Annotated in this window: 18 protein-coding genes; 7 read left to right on the forward strand and 11 right to left on the reverse strand. The window is 32.2% G+C overall.

Going from position 1 to position 20,551, the window contains the following annotated elements:
• Position 1: 1 nt before the first annotated feature.
• The 9 genes from F596_RS0101070 to ftsY all read right to left on the reverse strand — a co-directional run bounded on the left by F596_RS0101070 (position 2) and on the right by ftsY (position 9,683).
• Positions 2–1,702, reverse strand: coding sequence for a VWA domain-containing protein (locus F596_RS0101070; RefSeq protein ID WP_019035533.1), 1,701 nt, complete (start codon positions 1,700–1,702; stop codon positions 2–4).
• Between the two features lie 32 nt (positions 1,703–1,734).
• The gene (locus F596_RS0101075) at positions 1,735–2,691 is read right to left on the reverse strand and encodes a vWA domain-containing protein (RefSeq protein WP_019035534.1); all 957 of its coding nucleotides are present in this window, start codon (positions 2,689–2,691) and stop codon (positions 1,735–1,737) included.
• Positions 2,692–2,705: 14 nt separating this feature from the next.
• Positions 2,706–3,773, reverse strand: coding sequence for a hypothetical protein (locus tag F596_RS0101080; RefSeq protein ID WP_019035535.1), 1,068 nt, complete (start codon positions 3,771–3,773; stop codon positions 2,706–2,708).
• On the reverse strand, positions 3,770–4,642 hold the full coding sequence (locus tag F596_RS0101085) for a DUF58 domain-containing protein (protein WP_019035536.1): 873 nt from the start codon (positions 4,640–4,642) through the stop codon (positions 3,770–3,772). The genes F596_RS0101080 and F596_RS0101085 overlap by 4 nt, the downstream gene beginning before the upstream one ends.
• Before the next feature lie 21 nt (positions 4,643–4,663).
• A complete protein-coding gene (locus F596_RS0101090) occupies positions 4,664–5,659 on the reverse strand; it encodes an AAA family ATPase (RefSeq protein WP_008448819.1) in 996 nt (331 codons plus the stop codon).
• Between the two features lie 146 nt (positions 5,660–5,805).
• Positions 5,806–7,101, reverse strand: coding sequence for an HU family DNA-binding protein (locus F596_RS0101095; RefSeq protein WP_019035537.1), 1,296 nt, complete (start codon positions 7,099–7,101; stop codon positions 5,806–5,808).
• Positions 7,101–7,391, reverse strand: coding sequence for an HU family DNA-binding protein (locus F596_RS0101100; protein ID WP_008448826.1), 291 nt, complete (start codon positions 7,389–7,391; stop codon positions 7,101–7,103). The genes F596_RS0101095 and F596_RS0101100 overlap by 1 nt, the downstream gene beginning before the upstream one ends.
• A gap of 11 nt (positions 7,392–7,402) precedes the next feature.
• Positions 7,403–8,701, reverse strand: a complete 1,299-nt coding sequence (rimO, locus tag F596_RS0101105; protein WP_008448814.1) for a 30S ribosomal protein S12 methylthiotransferase RimO — start codon at positions 8,699–8,701, stop codon at positions 7,403–7,405.
• A 28-nt stretch (positions 8,702–8,729) separates the two neighbouring features.
• Positions 8,730–9,683, reverse strand: a complete 954-nt coding sequence (ftsY, locus tag F596_RS0101110) for a signal recognition particle-docking protein FtsY (RefSeq protein ID WP_019035538.1) — start codon at positions 9,681–9,683, stop codon at positions 8,730–8,732.
• Positions 9,684–10,337: 654 nt separating this feature from the next.
• On the opposite strand from ftsY, the gene F596_RS0101115 reads away from it, so the two are divergent.
• The 6 genes from F596_RS0101115 to F596_RS0101140 are packed head-to-tail and all read left to right on the forward strand — an operon-like array spanning position 10,338 to position 16,493.
• Positions 10,338–10,754 (forward strand): PaaI family thioesterase, encoded by a 417-nt coding sequence (locus tag F596_RS0101115; RefSeq protein WP_019035539.1) that lies wholly within the window; start codon positions 10,338–10,340, stop codon positions 10,752–10,754.
• Positions 10,755–10,786: 32 nt separating this feature from the next.
• Positions 10,787–11,845, forward strand: coding sequence for an isochorismate synthase (locus tag F596_RS0101120; RefSeq protein WP_019035540.1), 1,059 nt, complete (start codon positions 10,787–10,789; stop codon positions 11,843–11,845).
• A gap of 9 nt (positions 11,846–11,854) precedes the next feature.
• Entirely contained in the window at positions 11,855–13,519 is a 1,665-nt protein-coding gene (gene menD / locus F596_RS0101125) for a 2-succinyl-5-enolpyruvyl-6-hydroxy-3-cyclohexene-1-carboxylic-acid synthase (protein ID WP_008448857.1), read from the forward strand.
• Positions 13,520–13,570: 51 nt separating this feature from the next.
• A complete protein-coding gene (gene menB, locus F596_RS0101130; RefSeq protein ID WP_008448685.1) occupies positions 13,571–14,398 on the forward strand; it encodes a 1,4-dihydroxy-2-naphthoyl-CoA synthase in 828 nt (275 codons plus the stop codon).
• Positions 14,399–14,429: 31 nt separating this feature from the next.
• Complete coding sequence (locus F596_RS0101135; RefSeq protein WP_019035541.1) at positions 14,430–15,467, forward strand: o-succinylbenzoate synthase; 1,038 nt, start codon at positions 14,430–14,432, stop codon at positions 15,465–15,467.
• A 24-nt stretch (positions 15,468–15,491) separates the two neighbouring features.
• Positions 15,492–16,493 carry an AMP-binding protein gene (locus tag F596_RS0101140; RefSeq protein ID WP_019035542.1) on the forward strand — a complete coding sequence of 334 codons (1,002 nt, stop codon included), beginning with the start codon at positions 15,492–15,494 and terminating at the stop codon, positions 16,491–16,493.
• 249 nt (positions 16,494–16,742) lie between these two features.
• Here F596_RS0101140 and F596_RS0101145 read toward each other — a convergent pair whose 3' ends face one another.
• Positions 16,743–17,342 carry a Crp/Fnr family transcriptional regulator gene (locus F596_RS0101145; RefSeq protein ID WP_019035543.1) on the reverse strand — a complete coding sequence of 200 codons (600 nt, stop codon included), beginning with the start codon at positions 17,340–17,342 and terminating at the stop codon, positions 16,743–16,745.
• Positions 17,343–17,375: 33 nt separating this feature from the next.
• Entirely contained in the window at positions 17,376–19,157 is a 1,782-nt protein-coding gene (gene lepA, locus F596_RS0101150) for a translation elongation factor 4 (RefSeq protein ID WP_008448838.1), read from the reverse strand.
• Positions 19,158–19,681: 524 nt separating this feature from the next.
• On the opposite strand from lepA, the gene F596_RS0101155 reads away from it, so the two are divergent.
• On the forward strand, positions 19,682–20,230 hold the full coding sequence (locus F596_RS0101155) for a glutathione peroxidase (protein WP_019035544.1): 549 nt from the start codon (positions 19,682–19,684) through the stop codon (positions 20,228–20,230).
• Positions 20,231–20,551: the final 321 nt, after the last annotated feature.

Consider the following 20,551-nt stretch of genomic DNA (forward strand, 5'->3'; position numbering starts at 1 on the left):
ATTACCAGTTTTTATTTAATTGATGATCAGATGGCTGATGCATTGCCTTAGATAAGCGTTTTTGAGTAAGTTTTTCTTGCTGCATAGCTGCATCTAAAAGTCTCTCAGCATTATCTTTACTCATTTCCTTATCACGTTTCTGATCACGTTTATTAGAATTATTCTTGTTCTTTTTATTTTTGTTCTGCTGTTTACTATTGTTTTTTTTGTTTTTAGATTTTTGTTGCTGTTGTCGTTTTTGTTGTTGTCGTTTTTGTTGTTGTTTACAAAGTTCTAAATTATATCTGGCATTATTATTATTTGGATTATTTCGTAATGCATCTTTATATGATTCTATTGCTTCGTCATATTTTTTTTGTCCTTGAAATATAGTTCCAATATTATAATATGCTTTCGACTTATGCAAAGAATTTTCACTTACCTTTGTTGCTTTTTTATATTCACTTAAAGCTTCCTTATTTTTTTTCTGAGCTTGTAATGCACACCCTAAGTTATAAATAGTAATATCGCTTTTATTATTTTTAATTAAACTTTTACGGAAAGCTATCTCTGATTCTAAATAATTTTTAGATCTAAAAAACTTATTACCTTTTCTAATAAGTTGGTTTTCTGACTGTGCATAAATCATAAAATTACAGAAAAAAGATAAGAAAAATATACAAATTAATAGCTTTGCAAAATTATTTTTTATCATATACCATTTTTTCTTTTTTGTATTTTTACGTTCAAGTATGCATACCTCTCCTATTATTAATATTATAAGGATTATAGCAATAGCTTGGAATTGTTCATCATAATCGCTATAAACAATATTATTAATGTCATCTTTTTGTAATTTAGATAACTGTTTTTTTAAGATCTGTTGTGCGTCGCTATTATTATCTACATGTATATAAATACCTTTACCTGCATCAGCTATACCTTTGCACATATCTTCATTAAGATGTGATACAACAATATTTCCTCTTTTATCTTTCAATTTTTCACCATTACCAATAGGAATTTCTGCTCCAGATGTAGATCCTATACCAAGGATATAGATATGAAAACCTGCTTCTTGAGCTTTTTTTGCCATAGCTTCTGCACCTCCTTCATTATCCTCTCCATCTGTGATTATTATTATAGCCTTACCTGCTTTTGATGTAGGAGAAAAACTATGCATAGCAAGATTAATAGCTTTTCCTATATCAGTACCTTGAGTACCAATTAAAGAAGGATTAATGTCATTAAGAAACATCTTTGCTGAAATAAAATCGGACGTAATAGGTAACTGTACAAAAGCATCTCCTGCAAAAACTATTAATCCTACCTTATCATTATCAAAAGAGCGGAGAAGGTCTTCTATAAGTAATTTACTTTTATCTAAACGTGAAGGTATAACATCTTGAGCTAACATAGAGTTACTAATATCTAAAGCTATAACAGTTTCTATACCTTTTCCATTTTTTGTAGTAGCTATACGATTTCCTATTTGTGGGCGTGCTATTATAAGTACCATTAAAGCTATAGAGCTTTGCATAAGAAGAAACTTTATAAAACGACGCCTGTTTGATAAAGCAGGGGATAGTTGTTTTACTAACTCTATATCACCAAACTTTTTAATGCGTTGCTTTCTATGCTGATATAAAATATAATAAAATATTGATAATAAAGGTATCAACAATAATAACCAAAGATATATAGGACTTTCAAATCTAAACATTTTTATTTATTTTATGACTATAATGGAAAACACTAAGGAATACGTTTAAAAACAGTAAGACGTAATAATATCTCCAGCAAAAAGCAAATTAAAGCTGCTATTGCAAAAGGCATATAGACTTCATATTTTACACTCTTTCCTTTTATTTTTAATTTAGTTTTCTCTAACTTATTAATATCTTTATATATCTGTGATAATTCTGTTTGGCTTTGTGCACTATAAAATTTACCATTAGTTACATTTGCTATTCGTCTTAATGTAGTATAATCAATATCACTATATCCGTTATTTTGTTCAGTTCCAAGCCCAATTGTATAAACTCGAATATTGAATTTTTTAGCAATTTCTGCTGCTGTCATTGGAGATATAGAACCTACATTGTTACTACCATCTGTTAATAAAATAACAACTTTACTCTTTGCTTTAGATGATTTTAATCTTCCAACAGCATTTATCAGCCCCATGCCTATTGCTGTACCATCTTGTATCAATCCCTTTACAACTAAATCAGTCCTAACACTGTTAAGCAAGTTGATTAAAGATGCATGATCTGTTGTGAGTGGACATTGTGTAAAAGCTTCACCTGCAAAAATAGTAAGTCCTATGTTATCATTAGGTCGCCCACTTATAAAATCGGACGCTACTTCCTTTGCCACTTCTAATCTATTAGGGATAACATCATTTGTTAGCATACTTGCAGAAATATCCATTGCTAACATAATATCAATGCCTTCACTATCTTTATTTTCCCATGCCGAATAGCTTTGTGGACGAGCCAGTACTATAACGACTAAAGAAAAAGTTATACAACGTAAAAACATTGGTAAGTGGATAAAACGAACACGAGCACTCTTTGGTGAATTTAGATAAGCATAAGTATCACTCATACGCATCGTAGGTTCTGTCCGCCTACCTTTATAGAAATACCATATTATATATGGTATCAAAAGTAGTAATAAAAACAAATATCCACTATCAGCAAAATCCATTTTTTCTTTTTTTTTTAAATCACAATAGTATAAAACTTATAACAAGCATATAATAACAAGACTATTGATACCAACGCTACAATATATATAATACTTTTTATTATCGTTCTTCTATAATTTACTTTTAATCTATTGTCATTATTTTTATCTTCTGTACTTGAATCAATATTTGTTTCTACTATTGCAGCTTTTGTGTCTTCTATAAAACAAACAACTTTAGATAAATAATATTCTTTATCATTTTCAGTAGTGGAGAATTTGGCAAATTTCACTAAGTCGGCTGTAGAAAACAAATTTTGTAATTCGTTGATCTTTAAATTATCACATTGAGATTTTAAAGATTCTATTATCTCTTCAGAGGTCATCTCTAATGAGTTTATATTAAACCGCTTATATATATACCATCTTATTATTTCTGTTATCTTTGTATAATATTTCTTCTGATCAGTAATATTTTTAAATTTATCTCTTAGCTTATTTAAAGCTTTCATAGACTCTTCATAGGGAGATAACTTAACAGGCATACTTTTAAGTGGAATAAACTTATTCTTTTTAATTATTCTTTTATACAAAATAAAACATACTATAAATCCTATAAATGAAATTATAAAGTATAAAAATGAGGGAATAAGATCTATCCATTTAAAAGGTACATCTATAATGGTATCTGATGGTTTTTGATGTGCTTGTTTTTTATTGATTTTTATTTCGTCTACAGTAAGTAAAAACTCCTTACTGATAAATGTTTTTCCTTCTACCATAACAGGTAAGGACGGTATCTTATAGGTGTTTTTATCCCAAGAGGTAAGTATGTAGGTAACGCTATAGCCTTTGTTAGTATTGTTAGTTATAGTATCACGTTTTATATTTAAGATCTCTATTCCTGGTACTATTTCTTGCCTAATCTTAAATTTAGGAAATATAGGTGATACGTTTTTAGGCACTTCTATTGAAATTTTTAGAGCCGCTCTTCCCCCTATTAATATCCTTTTTGCGTCTAATTCTGTTTTTAAGCTAACATGTGCAACACTAAAAATGCTACATACTAATAATATATATAATAAAACTATACTACGTTTCATCTGCTTCTTTTTGAAAATAAAGCCATCAGCTTCTCTACATAATCATCATTAGTAGCAATAGAAACACTATCTACTCTACTTTTATTTAAAATCTCTTTAAGTTGTGTATTACGGTTTATCCAATAATCGTGATGTACCTTTCGTAATCGTATATCATGAGTGTCAATATACATTTCGTGCCCTGTTTCTGCATCTACTACCTTCAGCAAACCTATATCTGGCAACATCTTTGCACGCTCATCATATACCTGAATAGCTACAACATCATGTTTTTTATTTGCTATGATAAGCGATTGCTCAAAATTAAATTTTGTATAAAAATCACTTATAATAAAAGCAGTACATTTGCGCTTTAATACCTTTGTTAGATATTCTATTGCTATTTGCAAATCGGTATGCTTACTCTTTGGTTTAAAAGTAAGCATTTCTCTTATACAATAAAGAATATGTTTACGTCCTTTAGATGGCACAATATATTTTTCTATCGTATCTGAAAAGAAAATAACTCCTACCTTGTCATTATTCTCAATAGCTGAAAATGCTAATGTTGCAGCAACCTCTGTAACACGATCACGTTTCATTTGCAGTTGCGTACCAAAGTCAAGCGATCCACTTACATCTACTAAAAGCATTACTGTCAGTTCACGTTCCTCTTCAAATACTTTCACATAAGGATGATGAAAACGCCCTGTTACATTCCATTCTATATCTCTTACATCATCTCCATATTGATACTCACGAACTTCAGAAAAAGCCATACCTCTACCCTTAAATGCAGAATGATACTTACCTGCAAAGATATTTTTACTCAAACCTTGAGTCTTTATCTCTATTTTTCTTACTTTTCTAAGCAGCTTCGTTGTATCCATAATATAAAGAACAAAACAAGATTAAGGTACTTGGATTTTATTTAATATTTCAGTAATAATTTGCTCAGATGCCATATTAGAGGCTTCTGCCTCATAAGACAATCCAATACGATGTCTTAACACATCATATGCTACAGCACGCACATCTTCAGGTATAACATAACCTCTATGTTTAATAAAAGCATAAGCTCTTGCTGTCTTAGCAAGATTAATACTTGCACGAGGGCTACCTCCAAAAGTTATCATCTGCTTTAACTCTCCCAACTTATAACGTTCAGGATAGCGTGTTGCAAAAACAATATCTGCAATATATTGCATTATTTTATCGTCTAAATATACTTCTTTTACAATTTTTCTTGCAGAAATAATGTCGTTTAAACTTACTATAGGACTTACTGTAGGCATTGAGGATTGCAAATTTTCACTGATAATAAGTTTCTCCTCCTCTATTGTAGGATAATCTATAATTACCTTTAACATAAAACGGTCTACCTGTGCTTCTGGTAAAGAATAAGTACCTTCTTGCTCTACAGGATTTTGAGTTGCCATCACAAGGAAAGGGTTTGGCAAAAGAAAAGTATCATCACCTATTGTTACTTGATGTTCCTGCATTGCTTCTAATAAAGCACTTTGCACTTTTGCAGGAGCTCTATTAATCTCATCTGCTAAAATAAAATTAGCAAATACAGGACCTTTTTTTACATTGAAACTTTCGTCTTTCTGAGAATAAATTTGGGTACCTATAACATCGGCAGGCAAAAGATCTGGAGTAAACTGTATTCTACTATATTTTGCATCAATAAGATCTGATAAAGTCTTAATAGCCAAAGTCTTTGCTAATCCCGGAACGCCTTCCAGCAAAATATGTCCATCACTTAATAAACTTATAAGAAGAGATTCTATCAAGTGCTTTTGTCCTACTATCACTTGATGCATTCCTACTGTTAAATTTGTAATAAAAGAGCTTTGCTGCTCTATCCGTGCATTAAGCTCACGAATATCTATTGCTTCTGCCATTTATAACTATTTTTAGTTTACTACTATCATTTATTTATTATCATACAAAAGTACAATAAATAATAGTCTTAGGTTGTTATCTACAGTCTAAATAACCTTAAAAAAGGTTTTCTAAAACCTTATGTGTTAGAAAACCTTTTCTTATATTAGTATCTTTCTTTTCTTTTCTTTTGATATTGAGGACGATACCTAACCTTTGGCACTTTCATAGTATCTCCTTCATACATTTCATCTACTCCATTTAAAACTTGAAAATATCCTAACATATCTGGCCCTAATGTTCTACGGCTATATTTTGTCATAGAATCGCCACTTTTTAAAACAACAACCTTTTCTATTCCTATGATATTATAAGCCCCATAACGTATTTTAGGATCGTTACTCAAGCTTTCATACCTCGACTCTTCTGATATCTTTTTTATCTTAGCAGATTTTTTCTTTGATGTAATAACTCTATGTACTAAAGATGAATCTACATGTTTTGGAACATATTTTACGGGTTTTACTATGTTTTTAATAGTATTATCCTTTACAATTTCTTTTTTAAAAGATTGATCATAAAAAGTCGTCTTTACGTAATAACCTCCAAAAGCTATTATTGCTATAATTAATACTATCAGTAAAATGCAGCATAAAGATCGCATTTCACGCTCATCATCTGTTGGCTCTTCTTTTTCTATACAATTATCTGTAGCTGTAATATCTTTATTTTTTTCTTCTGTAACTTTTTGTATAATTTTATCTGATAAAACGCTTGAGTCTTCTTTTTGTAAAGATTCAGTAGTATTTTGACATGAAGTGATCTTGTCATTTAATATTTTTTCTTCATTATACAGAGTCTTATCTGCGTCTTTTTCCGAAAAATCATCTTTATTTTCATCTAATTTAGAAATAGTATTATCATTAGATGGCTCTACAGAACTTAAAATAGGGCTTTCTTTACATGATTTTTCACATATCTCTGCATTTTCTTTAATATCAATAGCGGTATCAGAAGAACTTGCTGCGGTTTTTTCTTTTAAAGTTTTTTCTAATGGTATTTTGACATTATCTTCTTCTATACATTCTTCATCATTTTCTGTATTATCCTCATTTTGGTCGTTTTCATCTTCAAATTCTACTCCATCATTCAAAACAACAGTATCAAACTGTGCAAAAGGCTTATTTACAATATCTTTCATTGCTTGGTCTGGCGTAAAAGATATTTTATCGTGTCCTTCTATAAGGACACGTTCCCCTGTATTTACATTAACACTTTCACGAGGTTTTACTGACTGCAATTTAAATGTGCCAAGCCCTTTTATTTTAACAGGATTACTATTTTTAAGTTCGTCTATAATGATATTAAACATTGTTTCTACAAACTTTATAGCATCTGCATTTGATAAGTTGTTTTTCTTTGCAATTGCAGTAGCAAGCATCTGGATAGAACTTTTTGCCATTATTCAGCCACTCCTCCTTTCTTTATATGTGCTTTTATAGTATTAGTAGGCTTAAAACTTAACACCAATTTAGGGGGTACAAGCATTCTTACTCCTGTAGCTGGATTTACTATAATTCGTTCCATACGCTTTTTTATATCAAACGATCCAAAGCCTGATATTTGAATAGGTTTACCTAATTCGAAAGATTTACCCATTTCATCGAGTAAAGTCTTAACACATTTCTGACTTTCTTCTTGTGTAAACCCCATTTGGTTAGATAACTTAGCTATGAACTCTTTATTATTCATTCGGTAAAAATTTATCTTATTTCTCCATAAAGATCGAACTCATCGGAACTTGTGATATACACATTATAGAATTCACCTACTCGCAATGTATCCTCTTTCATTGGGATTAAAACCTCTGGGTCTACCTCTGGTGAGCAAAACTCTGTACGTCCTACATAATAATCTCCTTCTTTTCTATCTATGATTACTTTAAAAGTATGCCCTACTTTAGCTCTTTCTATTTCTGTTGAAATATCCTGCTGGATAGCCATTAATTCGTTAAGTCGTTGCATCTTAACCTCTTCAGGAACATCATCTTCATAATGCTCTGCGCTATAAGTACCTTCCTCGCGGGAATAAGAGAAAGCCCCCATACGCTCAAACCGTGCTTGACGAACAAAATCTTTTAACTCTTCAAAATCTTCATCCGTTTCTCCGGGAAAACCTACCAATAAAGTTGTGCGTAAATGAATATTTGGTACACGACTACGTATTTCTTTTATCAGACTGAGCGTTTCTTGTTTGCTTACATGTCGATGCATTCTGTTAAGCATATTATCAGAAATATGCTGAAAAGCTATATCAAGATATTTACATACATTTGGCTTATCTGCTATAACATCGAGCAAACTTAAAGGAAACTGATTAGGATAAGCATAATGAAGGCGAATCCATTCTACTCCTTTTATATCAGCTATCTTTGAAATCAAATCAGATATATGGTGTTTTCCATCAATATCCACTCCATAATAAGTAAGCTCTTGCTCTATTATCTGAAATTCTTTTACGCCTTCCTTTACAAGTTGTTCTACTTCTTGCAAAACATCTTCCATTTTTCTTGATTGATGCTTTCCTGTAATAAGTGGTATTGCACAATAAGCACAATGCCTATCACAACCTTCTGCTATCTTTATATACGCATAATGGCGTGGTGTGGTAAGATGGCGTACACCATTGCATGAGGCTACACTGGCTTTGCCCAGATCTGTTAATAGCTGTTTATAGTTAAATTTACCATAAAATTTATCTACTTCAGGTATTTCTTTTTTTAACTCCTCCTTATAACGTTGCGATAAGCACCCCATAACAAAGAGCTTATTTAGCTGTCCTTTTTCTTTCCTGTTTACAAATTCCAATATAGTATTGATGCTTTCCTCCTTAGCTGTTTCTATAAATCCACATGTATTGATAACAGCTATTTCTCCATCTGGCTTATCTGAATCATGGGTACATTTAAAACCATTAGCCTCAAACTGCTTCATAAGCAATTCTGAATCTACAAGGTTTTTAGAACACCCCATTGTTATAATATCTATCTGATTTTTATTCATATATTAATGAAAACGTAAGAAAGCAAACTTAATCCTTAAACAAACTATCTACAAATTCTTCTTTATTAAATAACTGCAGATCTTCCATTCCTTCACCTAAACCGATATATTTTACAGGTACTTTTAATTGATCGCTAATACCTATAACAACACCTCCTTTAGCAGTTCCGTCAAGCTTTGTAATTGCTAAAGAAGAGATCTGAGTAACAGCAGCAAACTGTTTAGCTTGTTCAAAAGCGTTTTGTCCGGTGCTACCATCTAAGACTAACATTACTTCGTGTGGAGCATCTGGTATAACCTTTTTCATTACTTCTTTTATCTTTTTAAGCTCATTCATAAGGTTCACCTTATTATGCAAACGCCCAGCTGTATCTATCAATACAACATCTGCATCATTGGCTTTAGCACTCTGTAATGTGTCGAAAGCTACACTGGCTGGATCTGCACCCATTTGCTGCTTTATTACAGGGACCCCTACTCTTTTCCCCCAAATATCAATCTGTTCTACTGCTGCTGCACGAAACGTATCTGCTGCACCTAAGTAAACCTTTTTGCCTGCATGCTTAAATTGATATGCCAGCTTGCCTATTGTCGTAGTTTTACCAACTCCGTTTACTCCCACTACAAGAATAACATAAGGCTTTTTACCCACTAACATCTCACTATTAGCAATATCTCCGGTGTTGTTTTCTGCTAATAAGTTAGCTATCTCGCTCTTTAATATAGCATTTAGTTCACTTGTTGAAACATATTTATCCCTTGCTACACGTTTTTCTATTCGATGAATTATCTTTATTGTAGTATCTACACCAACATCTGATGTTACTAAAATCTCTTCTAAGTTGTCTAAAACATCGTCATCTACCGTAGATTTTCCTGCTACAGCACGTGCCAATTTAGAAAAAACATTCGCTTTTGTTTTTTCCAATCCTTTATCTAACGTATCCTTCTTACTTTTATTAAATAATCCAAATAAACCCATAATATGCTATTTTTATGCAAAGATAAATAAATAAGATGATATAACAAAACACCTTAATATATTAAATCATAAAACAATACCTGCTACTTTTATTTTTTACCTTCAGTGATGAATATTTATCATAAATATAAAAACTACTAAACTAACATCATCTTTCACTATATAAATATTTATTTATTAGTGCATAAAAGTTTACCTTTTTAGTTAGCAAAAGAGATGATGTAATGATAAAAATAATTTATTTTTATCTGATTTTTAATTTATTTTTAATCCAAAAATAACTTATTTTTCATCTTAATTAGTTATCTTTTTCAAGGAAAAACTCATTCTTATTACTATAAAACATTAGCTTTCTACACCTAAAAATTATTATTTTTTACTGGATATAAGAAGTTTATATGTTTTTATTGCTGTCCTGATCAATAAAAATATATTAGCTACAAAAAAAGTAAAGTGGTTTTTATTTATTTCTATAAAACCAATTTGTGGTGATAAGGGGGCTTTTTTATAAACTTTTTTTATTGCCTAAATAGTATTTTCCAAAATTTATTACTAACTTTGTATATAATAGATTATACTTGTCTAAAGTAGGTTATAAGGGTATATGTATTACTCTTATTGCTTATCTTTAATAGTTATAATAGAAAGGATATAATGGATATTTCATACTTTTGGGATAAGTTTAAAAAAGATGATGGGTTAACACGTTCTCTTGGAATAGAATTTATTAACACTCCTGACCCTGATACTTTACAAGCAAAAATGCTTGTTTGCGATAAAAACAAACAACCCTTTGGAGTCTTAGCAGGCGGCGCATCACTATCAATGGCAGAAAACTTAACTGGTGTTGGCTCTATGGCAGTATGCCCTGGTTATATTGCTGTGGGGATAAATGTAAATGGGACTCATGTAAAGCCTGCATATATAGGCGATGTAGTTACTGCTTATGGCAAACTCATTCATAAGGGTAAAACTTTACATGTTTGGCATGTTGATATAAAAAATCAGAACGGTGAGCTTATTTCTACAATACAAGTAACTAACTACTTAATGCCAAACCCAAAGCTATAAGTAAAATGTAGTTATTTAAATAGCAATTAGTAATGCCATCATTTTATAATTTTCTTTTAACAGAAAAAATACAGAAAGGATCATTTGCGCTTAGTCGCTTACCTTTCTCCGATAGTTGTACATGTTATTACCAAGCATCTCCACCTTCGGAATTTTACAATCTTAATAGTCTTAATGGAAAGAAGGGCTTTATCTTTGCTCCTTTTATAGCAAGTAAAAAATATCCTATTTTGCTTTTTGAAGATGCTGTATCCAAAAAGATCACGTTGCCCCCTTCTGGAGAAAAAATATTATTAAAAGATTTTGAAAATAAAGATATAGATATATCTTACACTAAAGCTTTTAATACATTCTATAATGCATTGCAAAACAACTTGTTTGATAAATTAGTTTTAGCTCGATATGTAGATATAAAAATATCACATATTAACCTTGAAAGCATTTTTTTAGAAGCCTGCAAGCAATATCCGCAGCAGCACATAATATTAGTATCTACACCACAATCAGGTATATGGCTTATGGCTACTCCTGAAATATTATTAGATAAAATAAATGGTAACATTTGGCATACTATGGCTTTAGCTGGTACTATGCATAAAGATAAATGTAACATAAAATGGTCTAACAAGAATAAAGAAGAGCACAACTATGTGGTTAAATATATTTTAAATTGTCTACAGCAATATAGCAATTCCATTAATGTTAGCGAGCCTTTTACTACTTTTGCTTCTAACCTCGCTCACTTACGAACTGATTTTCAATTTACACTTACTAATGAAAACAATATAGGAAATTTACTTTCAACCCTTCATCCTACTCCGGCTGTATGTGGTATACCTAAAGAAGCAGCTAAAGATTTTATTTTATCAAATGAGGGAATAGATAGGAGTTATTATAGCGGTTTTATAGGTCCACTAAATATAAACAATGAAACTCATCTTTATGTTTCACTTCGATGTATGCAAATAATGGACAATTGTTGTAGACTTTATGCTGGGGGTGGACTTTTATCAGAAAGTAAAAAAGAAAGTGAATGGCAGGAAACGGAAGCAAAGCTTCAGACAATGCTTCAACTTTTGCAACAGACATAAATAAAAGACATGTATAGTAGTAAAAAAAATGTAAATATCCTTACGTCGTTATTGTTATCGCACGGCATTCATACTGCTGTAGTTTGTCCTGGTTCGCGCAATTCTCCTATTGTACATAATTTATTGGAGACAAACGAAATAACCTGTTATCCTGTTACCGATGAGCGTTCTGCTGGCTTTATAGCAATAGGCATTTCTGAAGCTATTAATGCCCCTGTTGTGGTATGCGTTACTTCAGGATCGGCACTTCTCAATCTATCACCAGCCGTAGCTGAGGCTTATTATCGTAACATTCCTATCATTATTATCTCTGCCGATAGACCACAACAGTGGATAGGACAGAGTGATGGGCAAACACTTAAGCAGGCAAATGCTCTCAAACCAAATGTTCGCAAGCATATTAACATCTCCGAGCCACGCACAGAAGAAGAACTATGGTATTGCAATAGATTAGTAAATGAGGCACTGAATGCTACCGTATCATACGGCGGCGGACCAGTACACATCAATGTACCGCTATCTGAACCTCTTTACGAATATAATATAACACAGCTGCCTAAAGAGCGTTATATATTTTTAGGAACAGCTGTTAGCGATACTGATAAGCTGGAATTATTAGCTAACGAACTATCTCGGGCAAGTAAGCCTTTGATTGTTATAGGGCAGTTAGATGCTGATGTTGCCGAAGCTTTGTCGGCTGATATTGCTAAAATCCATGAGCATTATGTTCTCTTGCAGGACAATCTGTCGTCAGGTGGCAATCCGTATGCACAACATCTTGATGCAGTCTTGACACGAATAGATAATGATACTACCTTTTTACCCGATTTCATTGTTTATATAGGTGGCACAATTGTTAGCAAACGACTTAAGCAATACCTACGAAAGGCACGAGGAATAACCTCTGTTCTTATTGATGAACACGGTGAGGTACGTGATGTTTTTATGAATCTTTCATGGGTGATACAAGCTTATCCAGCTTTATTTGTACACTTATTGGCAGCACATAGCAAACAGCATAAGGTAAATAATTATTATCAACAGTGGTTAACAGTGAGAAAAGCGGTGGCAGAACAAGCTGAAAGCTACCTCCCAGCCTATTCTCAGATGTTAGCAGTAAAGCTTTTTCATACATATCTTTATACATATAAAGGTAAGCATAGCCTGTTTTATGCCAATAGTTCTGCCGTGCGTTTAGGCAATATCTATTCGCAAGAATATATCCATGTCAATCGTGGGGTGAATGGTATAGAGGGGAGTTTGTCGGTCGCTGTAGGGTACTCGCTTAAGGATTCAGAGGCTGAGCAAGTATATTGTGTAATAGGCGATCTAAGTTTTTTCTATGACAATAATGCCCTTTGGAATATATGTTCTAAGCGTCTTCTAAAAGTGTTATTACTCAATAACGGTGGTGGCGGTATATTTTACCAAATGAAAGACCCTAAAAAATCACCTTATTGTGAAGAATATATAGCAGCAAGTCATCACACATCGGCTGAAGGTATCTGCCATTCCTATGGCTTACAATACCTTAGTGCGCATAATGAGGAGGAGCTGCGTGAGCAAATGCAGCGTTTTGTAACAAATACGGAAGGGGCTGTTCTGTTGGAAGTTTTTACTAATCCCAATAATGATGCACAAGTAATGAATGAATATTTTCAATGTATATTATAAAAAATACAAGAATAAAATTGAAATATAGAATAATAATTAAAATAGAAGAATATGCAAGAAAGAGAATGGAAACCCATTGAAGGGTTTAGTTTTGAGGATATACTCTTTGAGGAATTTAATCATATTGCAAAGATAACTATTAATCGTCCTCGCTATCGCAATGCCTTTACTCCCAAGACAGTATGGGAGATGTCTCAAGCTTTTAGCTATTGTCGCGAATCTCTTGATATTCGTGTAGTTATTCTTACAGGTGCTGGCGATAAGGCATTTTGCTCTGGTGGCGATATGCACGTTAAAGGTCAAGGTGGATATATTGGAACTGATGGTGTACCACGTCTAAATGTTCTTGATGTACAAATGCAAATACGTCGTTTAACTAAACCTGTAATAGCCATGGTTAATGGTTATGCTATTGGTGGAGGACATGTTTTGCATATAATGTGCGATTTATCTATTGCTTCTGATAATGCTATTTTTGGACAGACAGGTCCTCGTGTAGGCTCTTTCGATGCTGGATTTGGAGCTTCTTATCTGGCTCGTATTGTAGGACAGAAAAAAGCGCGTGAAATATGGTTTATGTGTCGCCAATATAATGCTATAGAGGCTGAACGAATGGGATTAATTAACAAAGTGGTTGCTTTCGATCATTTAGAAGATGAATGTGTAGCATGGGCTGAACGCATGATGGAACATTCTCCACTTGCTCTTCGTATGATAAAAGCAGGATTAAACGCAGAATTAGATGGTCAGGCAGGTATACAAGAGCTTGCAGGTGATGCCACTATGTTATATTATAATATGGAAGAGGCACATGAAGGTGGGCAAGCTTTTCTTGAAAAACGTAAGCCAGACTTTGATAAATATCCACAGTTTCCATAGTTTATGAAAATGTCTTTTATATAAAAAGGCTATGTATAAAATAAATATTACTAAAAAGATTTTTCATTTCAAAGTTCCTGCTACTACTTCAAGGGGAGTATATCTTACACGTAAAAGTTGGTATGTAACTATACATGATACAGATAAACCTCATATAAAAGGTATTGGTGAGTGTGCTACACTTCCAGATTTATCATGCGATGCCATGCCTGATTATGATTATGAACATATCTTAAAACATTTCTGTAACGATATAGAACATACAGGGAAAATAAATTATACAGCACTAAGACCTTATCCCTCTATGCTATTTGGACTTGAAACAGCAATGAAACAATTAGATAGAAAAGGAAGTTTAGACCTTTTTAATACTCCCTTTGGTAAAGGTGAGAAAGGGATAACCATTAACGGACTAATATGGATGGGGACTTTTGATGAAATGTTTCAGCGTTTAGAAGAAAAACTAAAATCAGGTTTTCATTGCATAAAATTAAAAATAGGATCTATTGATTTTACTAAAGAGTTAGAGCTTATAAAACATATTCGAGCATCTTTTACAAAAGAACAAATAGAGCTGCGTGTAGATGCTAATGGTGCTTTTTCACCTAATGAGGCTCTTTCACGTTTAGAAGCATTAGCTAAATATGACATTCATTCCATAGAGCAACCTATCAAACAAAATCAATGGCAAGAAATGGCTTTCATTTGTAAGAATAGTCCATTACCTATAGCTCTCGACGAAGAGTTGATAGGAATAAACTATATAGATAAGAAAAAAATATTATTAGATACCATAAGACCTCAATATATTATATTAAAACCTAGTCTACATGGTGGCTTGCAAGGCTCTCGAGAATGGATAAACATGGCAAAAGAACGCAACATTGACTCATGGATAACATCTGCTTTAGAAAGTAACATAGGACTAAATGCTATTGCACAATTTACAGCAAGTATTTATGGCTCTGAACTTGTTACTCCACAAGGGTTAGGTACAGGACATCTCTTTATAGATAACATACCTTTACCTTTAGAAATAAGAGGAGATAAACTGTTTTTCTGTGGTTAATATTTTACATAAATATTTATAATAATGACCTTACACGATTTTTTATTAGAGTGGCATAATGATAAAAGTACGCTACTTGTGCATACCAGTGGCTCTACAGGTACCCCTAAAAATATGCTTGTAAAAAAACAGAATATGCTAAACTCTGCTAAAATAACTTGCGATTTTCTTAACTTAAAGAAAGACGACACAGCCCTTCTATGTCTACCTCTTGATTTTATTGCAGGTAAAATGATGGTAGTACGTAGCATAGAACGTGGATTGAAACTTATCTATGTAGAACCTAATGGACATCCTCTTTCTAACAACTCTCTTAGAGAATCAGGCTATTCTGGTGAAATAACTTTTGCGGCAATGATACCTTTACAAGTAGCCAACTCTCTCAAAGTTCCTTCTGAACGTAAACGGCTAATGGCTATAAAGAATCTTATCATAGGCGGTGGGGCTATAGATGTAAACATGGAGACTATTTTAAAATCGTTCCCTAATGCAGTATGGAGTACATACGGCATGACAGAAACTTTATCTCATATTGCCCTACGACCACTTAGTGGTGCTGCTGCAAGTGAATGGTATGAACCTTTTGATAGTGTAAAGTTATCTGTAGATTCAGACAATAGTCTAATTATTAACGCTCCTTTAGTATGCGATAACATACTTAAAACAAATGACAGAGTGGAGTTAAAACAAACAAAACAGGGTAAAACTCTTTTTCGCATTTTAGGTCGTAAGGATAATATTATCAATTCTGGTGGAATAAAAATACAAATAGAAGAAGTGGAAACCATTCTCAGACCATATTTATCAGCTCCTTTTGTAATTACAAAAAAGAAAGATAAGATATTCGGAGAGATAGTTGTTATGCTTACAGAAAACAATGATTTAGATGAAATTAGAAATATATGTAAACAATATTTACCAAAGTTTTGGCAGCCTAAACATATTGCTCATTTAGCGCATATACCTCTTACAAAAAATGGCAAGATAGCTCGAGCAAAGGCAGAAACTATTGCTAAAGATATATAGGAAATGTTTAAAAGCTTATTGGTTTTGTTTTTTGATTTCAAATACTTTTTTGTATAATAAGAAAGGAAGCTCTTCCATGTTTTATTATAAAGCAAGAAGACCGAATTAGATAACAAGGATTTTACAAGACATCAATAATAAAAGACAAACTTTTATATGAAAGAGGTATTATAGCTTAACCATACCTCTTTTTCTTTTATTTATTATTAGTTCTATCCTTATTAAATCACTATGCTAACTATTATTTTTTTATTCTAAAAGGGTCGATGATCTCACTCTACTTAAAGTTTCTGGCGTCATTTGAAGATAACTTGCTATATATACTAAAGGTGCACGTAATATAACCTGTGGACACAACTTGCAAAATCTTTTATATCTATCTTGCGCAGTCTCAAAGCGCACAAGATCGGCATGTATCTGAGAAGTTATTAGGCTTTCTTCCAAAATTTTTCTATAAAGTATTTGAATATTTACATTATGAAGCGCCACTTGTTCTAATCTAAATTTAGGAATAGCATATATAATAGTTGGCTCTAAAGCCTCTACTTGCAAAGAGGTAGGTTCTTCTTTAAAAAGACTCTCTATACACATAAAGATGGTATGATCTTCACCCAAGTGTTCTGTTATTTGTTTACCTTTTTTAAAATAGAACTGGCGTATCAACCCTTGTTCTATGTAATAAATGTTTTTACATACCTCACCCTCTTTAAGTATCATTTGCCCCTTTGCAAAACGCATGGGCTCAAGAATATTCTCAAGCACATTTAACTCTTCATGAGTCATTGTACTATACTTTCTTGCTAATTCTCTTGCAATGTTTCTAGTTTCGCTTATATCATCTATACGCATACAAAAACCTCCCCATAAAGTTATATTTTATTCTTAATCAAGTTTCAATACAGCAAGGAAGGCTTTTTGTGGAACTTGTACATTACCTACCTGCTTCATACGTTTCTTACCCTTTTTTTGCTTTTCTAATAATTTTCTCTTACGACTAACATCTCCTCCATAACATTTTGCTGTAACATCTTTTCGCACCTGCTTAACTGTTTCACGTGCTATAATTTTGGCACCAATAGCAGCCTGAATAGCTATATCAAACTGTTGTCGTGGGATAAGCTCCTTTAGTTTTTCACAGATACGACGCCCAAAGGCTACTGCATTTGATTCATGCGTTAATGTAGAGAGAGCATCGACGGGCTCACCATTAAGTAAAATATCAAGTTTAGCCAACTTTGATGGACGAAAAGAATCAATATGATAATCGAAAGAAGCATAGCCTTTAGATATACTTTTTAGTTTGTCATAAAAATCAATAACTATTTCACCTAAAGGTAACATAAAAATTAATTCTAACCTATTGCCACTAACATAATTTTGACTTATTAGCTCGCCTCGTTTATCAAGACATAATGTCATAATAGGACCAATAAAATCGGAAATAGTAATAATAGAAGCCTTTATATAAGGTTCTTCTATATGTTCTATCATGGTCTGTTCTGGCAACCCTGACGGGTTATGTACTTCTTTTTTATTACCTTGCTTATCGTATACCATGTAGCTAACATTGGGAACGGTAGTTATTACATCCATATTAAACTCTCTATCTAATCGTTCCTGTACTATTTCCATGTGCAATAATCCTAAAAAGCCACAACGAAAACCAAAACCTAAGGCTTGTGAGCTCTCTGGCATAAACGTAAGTGAAGCATCATTAAGCTGAAGCTTTTCTAATGATGAACGCAAATTTTCATAATCATTAGGATCAATGGGGTAAACACCTGCAAAGACCATAGGCTTAACCTCTTGAAAACCGTCTATAGCCTTCTCACAAGGATTATCTACATTGGTAATAGTATCACCGACCTTTACCTCAGTAGCATTCTTAATACCAGATATAATATACCCTACTTCGCCTGTAGATAGCTCCTTTGTTGGTTTCATATCCATTTTTAAAACGCCCACCTCGTCAGCAATATATTCCATTCCTGTCTGTACAAATTTCACCTTATCACCTTTTTTTATCACACCGTTTTCTACTTTACATAGTGTAATTATACCTCTAAATGAATTAAAAATAGAATCGAATATTAATGCTTGCAATGGAGATTTTAAATCACCTTTAGGAGCTGGTACTTTCTCTACAATTGCATCAAGGATAGCATCTACCCCCTCGCCTGTCTTACCACTTGCCAAAATAATATCTGCAGGTTCGCAACCAATAAGGTCAACAATCTCGTCTTCAACCTCTTCTGGCATAGCATTAGGCATATCTATTTTATTTATAACAGGAATAATTTCCAAGTTATGTTCTATTGCCATATAAAGATTTGATATTGTTTGTGCTTGCACACCCTGCGTTGCATCAACAACAAGCAACGCACCTTCACAAGCAGCAATACTTCGAGATACTTCATAGGAAAAATCAACATGACCTGGAGTGTCTATAAGGTTAAGAACATACTTATTACCATTCTTTTTATATTCCATTTGTATGGCATGACTTTTAATAGTAATACCACGCTCTTTCTCCAAGTCCATATTATCGAGCATTTGACCTTGAGTTATTTGAATAGTATTTGTATGCTCTAATAATCTATCAGCCAAAGTTGATTTACCATGATCGATATGAGCTATAATGCAAAAATTTCTGATATGTTCCATTGATACATAATTGTATATATACCTGCAAAAATAACAATAAAAAACGAAAAACTAAAAAAAGGTGTAGTTTTTTATATGAAATAATTTAATAATCGTTCTTGAAAACTATTTTACTTGTTGATAATAAACAAAATAACCCATTTTTAATTTACGTATTCCTATAATATTTTCTTATTTTATAATATATTGCAAATCGACAATATATGAATATTCTCCAAACATAATTATTTGATAATCTTGAGAAAAAGTTTTATTCTGAACTTTTCTCTATACACCAAGTTAATCAAAAAGATAAATAAGAATTTGTTTTAATTGTCCTTTGTTTCTTCTATAAAAGTTTTTTAAAGACCTATTAATATTATAACTTTCATTTGCTATATAACTGCATTGCATTTAGTCCTTAAGCATACTAATAAAAACAAAAATATAGTTAAGTTTCTTTTATATCGCTTACGATAGTAAGAAAAATATATACCTTTGTAAAAAATACAATAATATTTCAATAACAAAAAAATAATACGAAAATGGAAACAGTTTACAATTTTAGTCTTCCTGACAAAAAAAACAAAGAAGTATGTCTTTCTGAGTATAAAGGTAAAGTACTTCTTATAATTAATACTGCTACAGGTTGTGGTTTTACTCCACAATATGAAGAATTAGAAGCTCTTTACAAAAAACTAAAAGAGAAAGGATTTGAAATATTGGATATTCCTTGTAACCAATTTGGACATCAAACTCCAGGTACTGATGAAGATGTAACAAACTTTTGTACTACAAAATTTGGCACCGATTTCCCTCAATTTAAAATATCTGATGTTAATGGTGAAAACGAGCTTCCTCTCTTCACATGGTTAAAGAAAGAAAAACCTCATGGGCTTGGCAAATATGAAGATAAATTAGCAGCTATTATGGAAGATCTTTATAACAAAGCTAATAAAGTGCCTCGCAACGAAACAGATATAAAATGGAATTTCACCAAATTTTTAGTAGATCGTGAAGGTAATGTTGTTGAACGTTTCGAGCCTACATATAGTATTTCTGAAATAGAAAACAAAATTAATTCTATAATATAAAAAATATTACTGCACGGTAAAACTTTTATTAATTTTAATCAAGTAGGAGATAAACATACTAATTATAGATGCTTGTCTCCTACTTTCATATATAATAACCTCTTATACAATACAGTACGTAACGTTCATATATAGAAATATCTATTTGAGATATCATTCAATATATTAACCATTTAAAATAACATAACTTCTCTGAAGTATATTTTCTCGGATTATAATCCTATTACGTGTTAATTTATTAGAGCTTATAAAGTCCTATGCTCTATATTTGGGATAATTCAGAAGCTATAATCTGAAGATGCACATTTTTGATAAACTTTT

Origin of the sequence: Prevotella amnii DSM 23384 = JCM 14753, assembly GCF_000378745.1 — a bacterium.
Taxonomy (GTDB): Bacteria; Bacteroidota; Bacteroidia; order Bacteroidales; family Bacteroidaceae; genus Prevotella; species Prevotella amnii.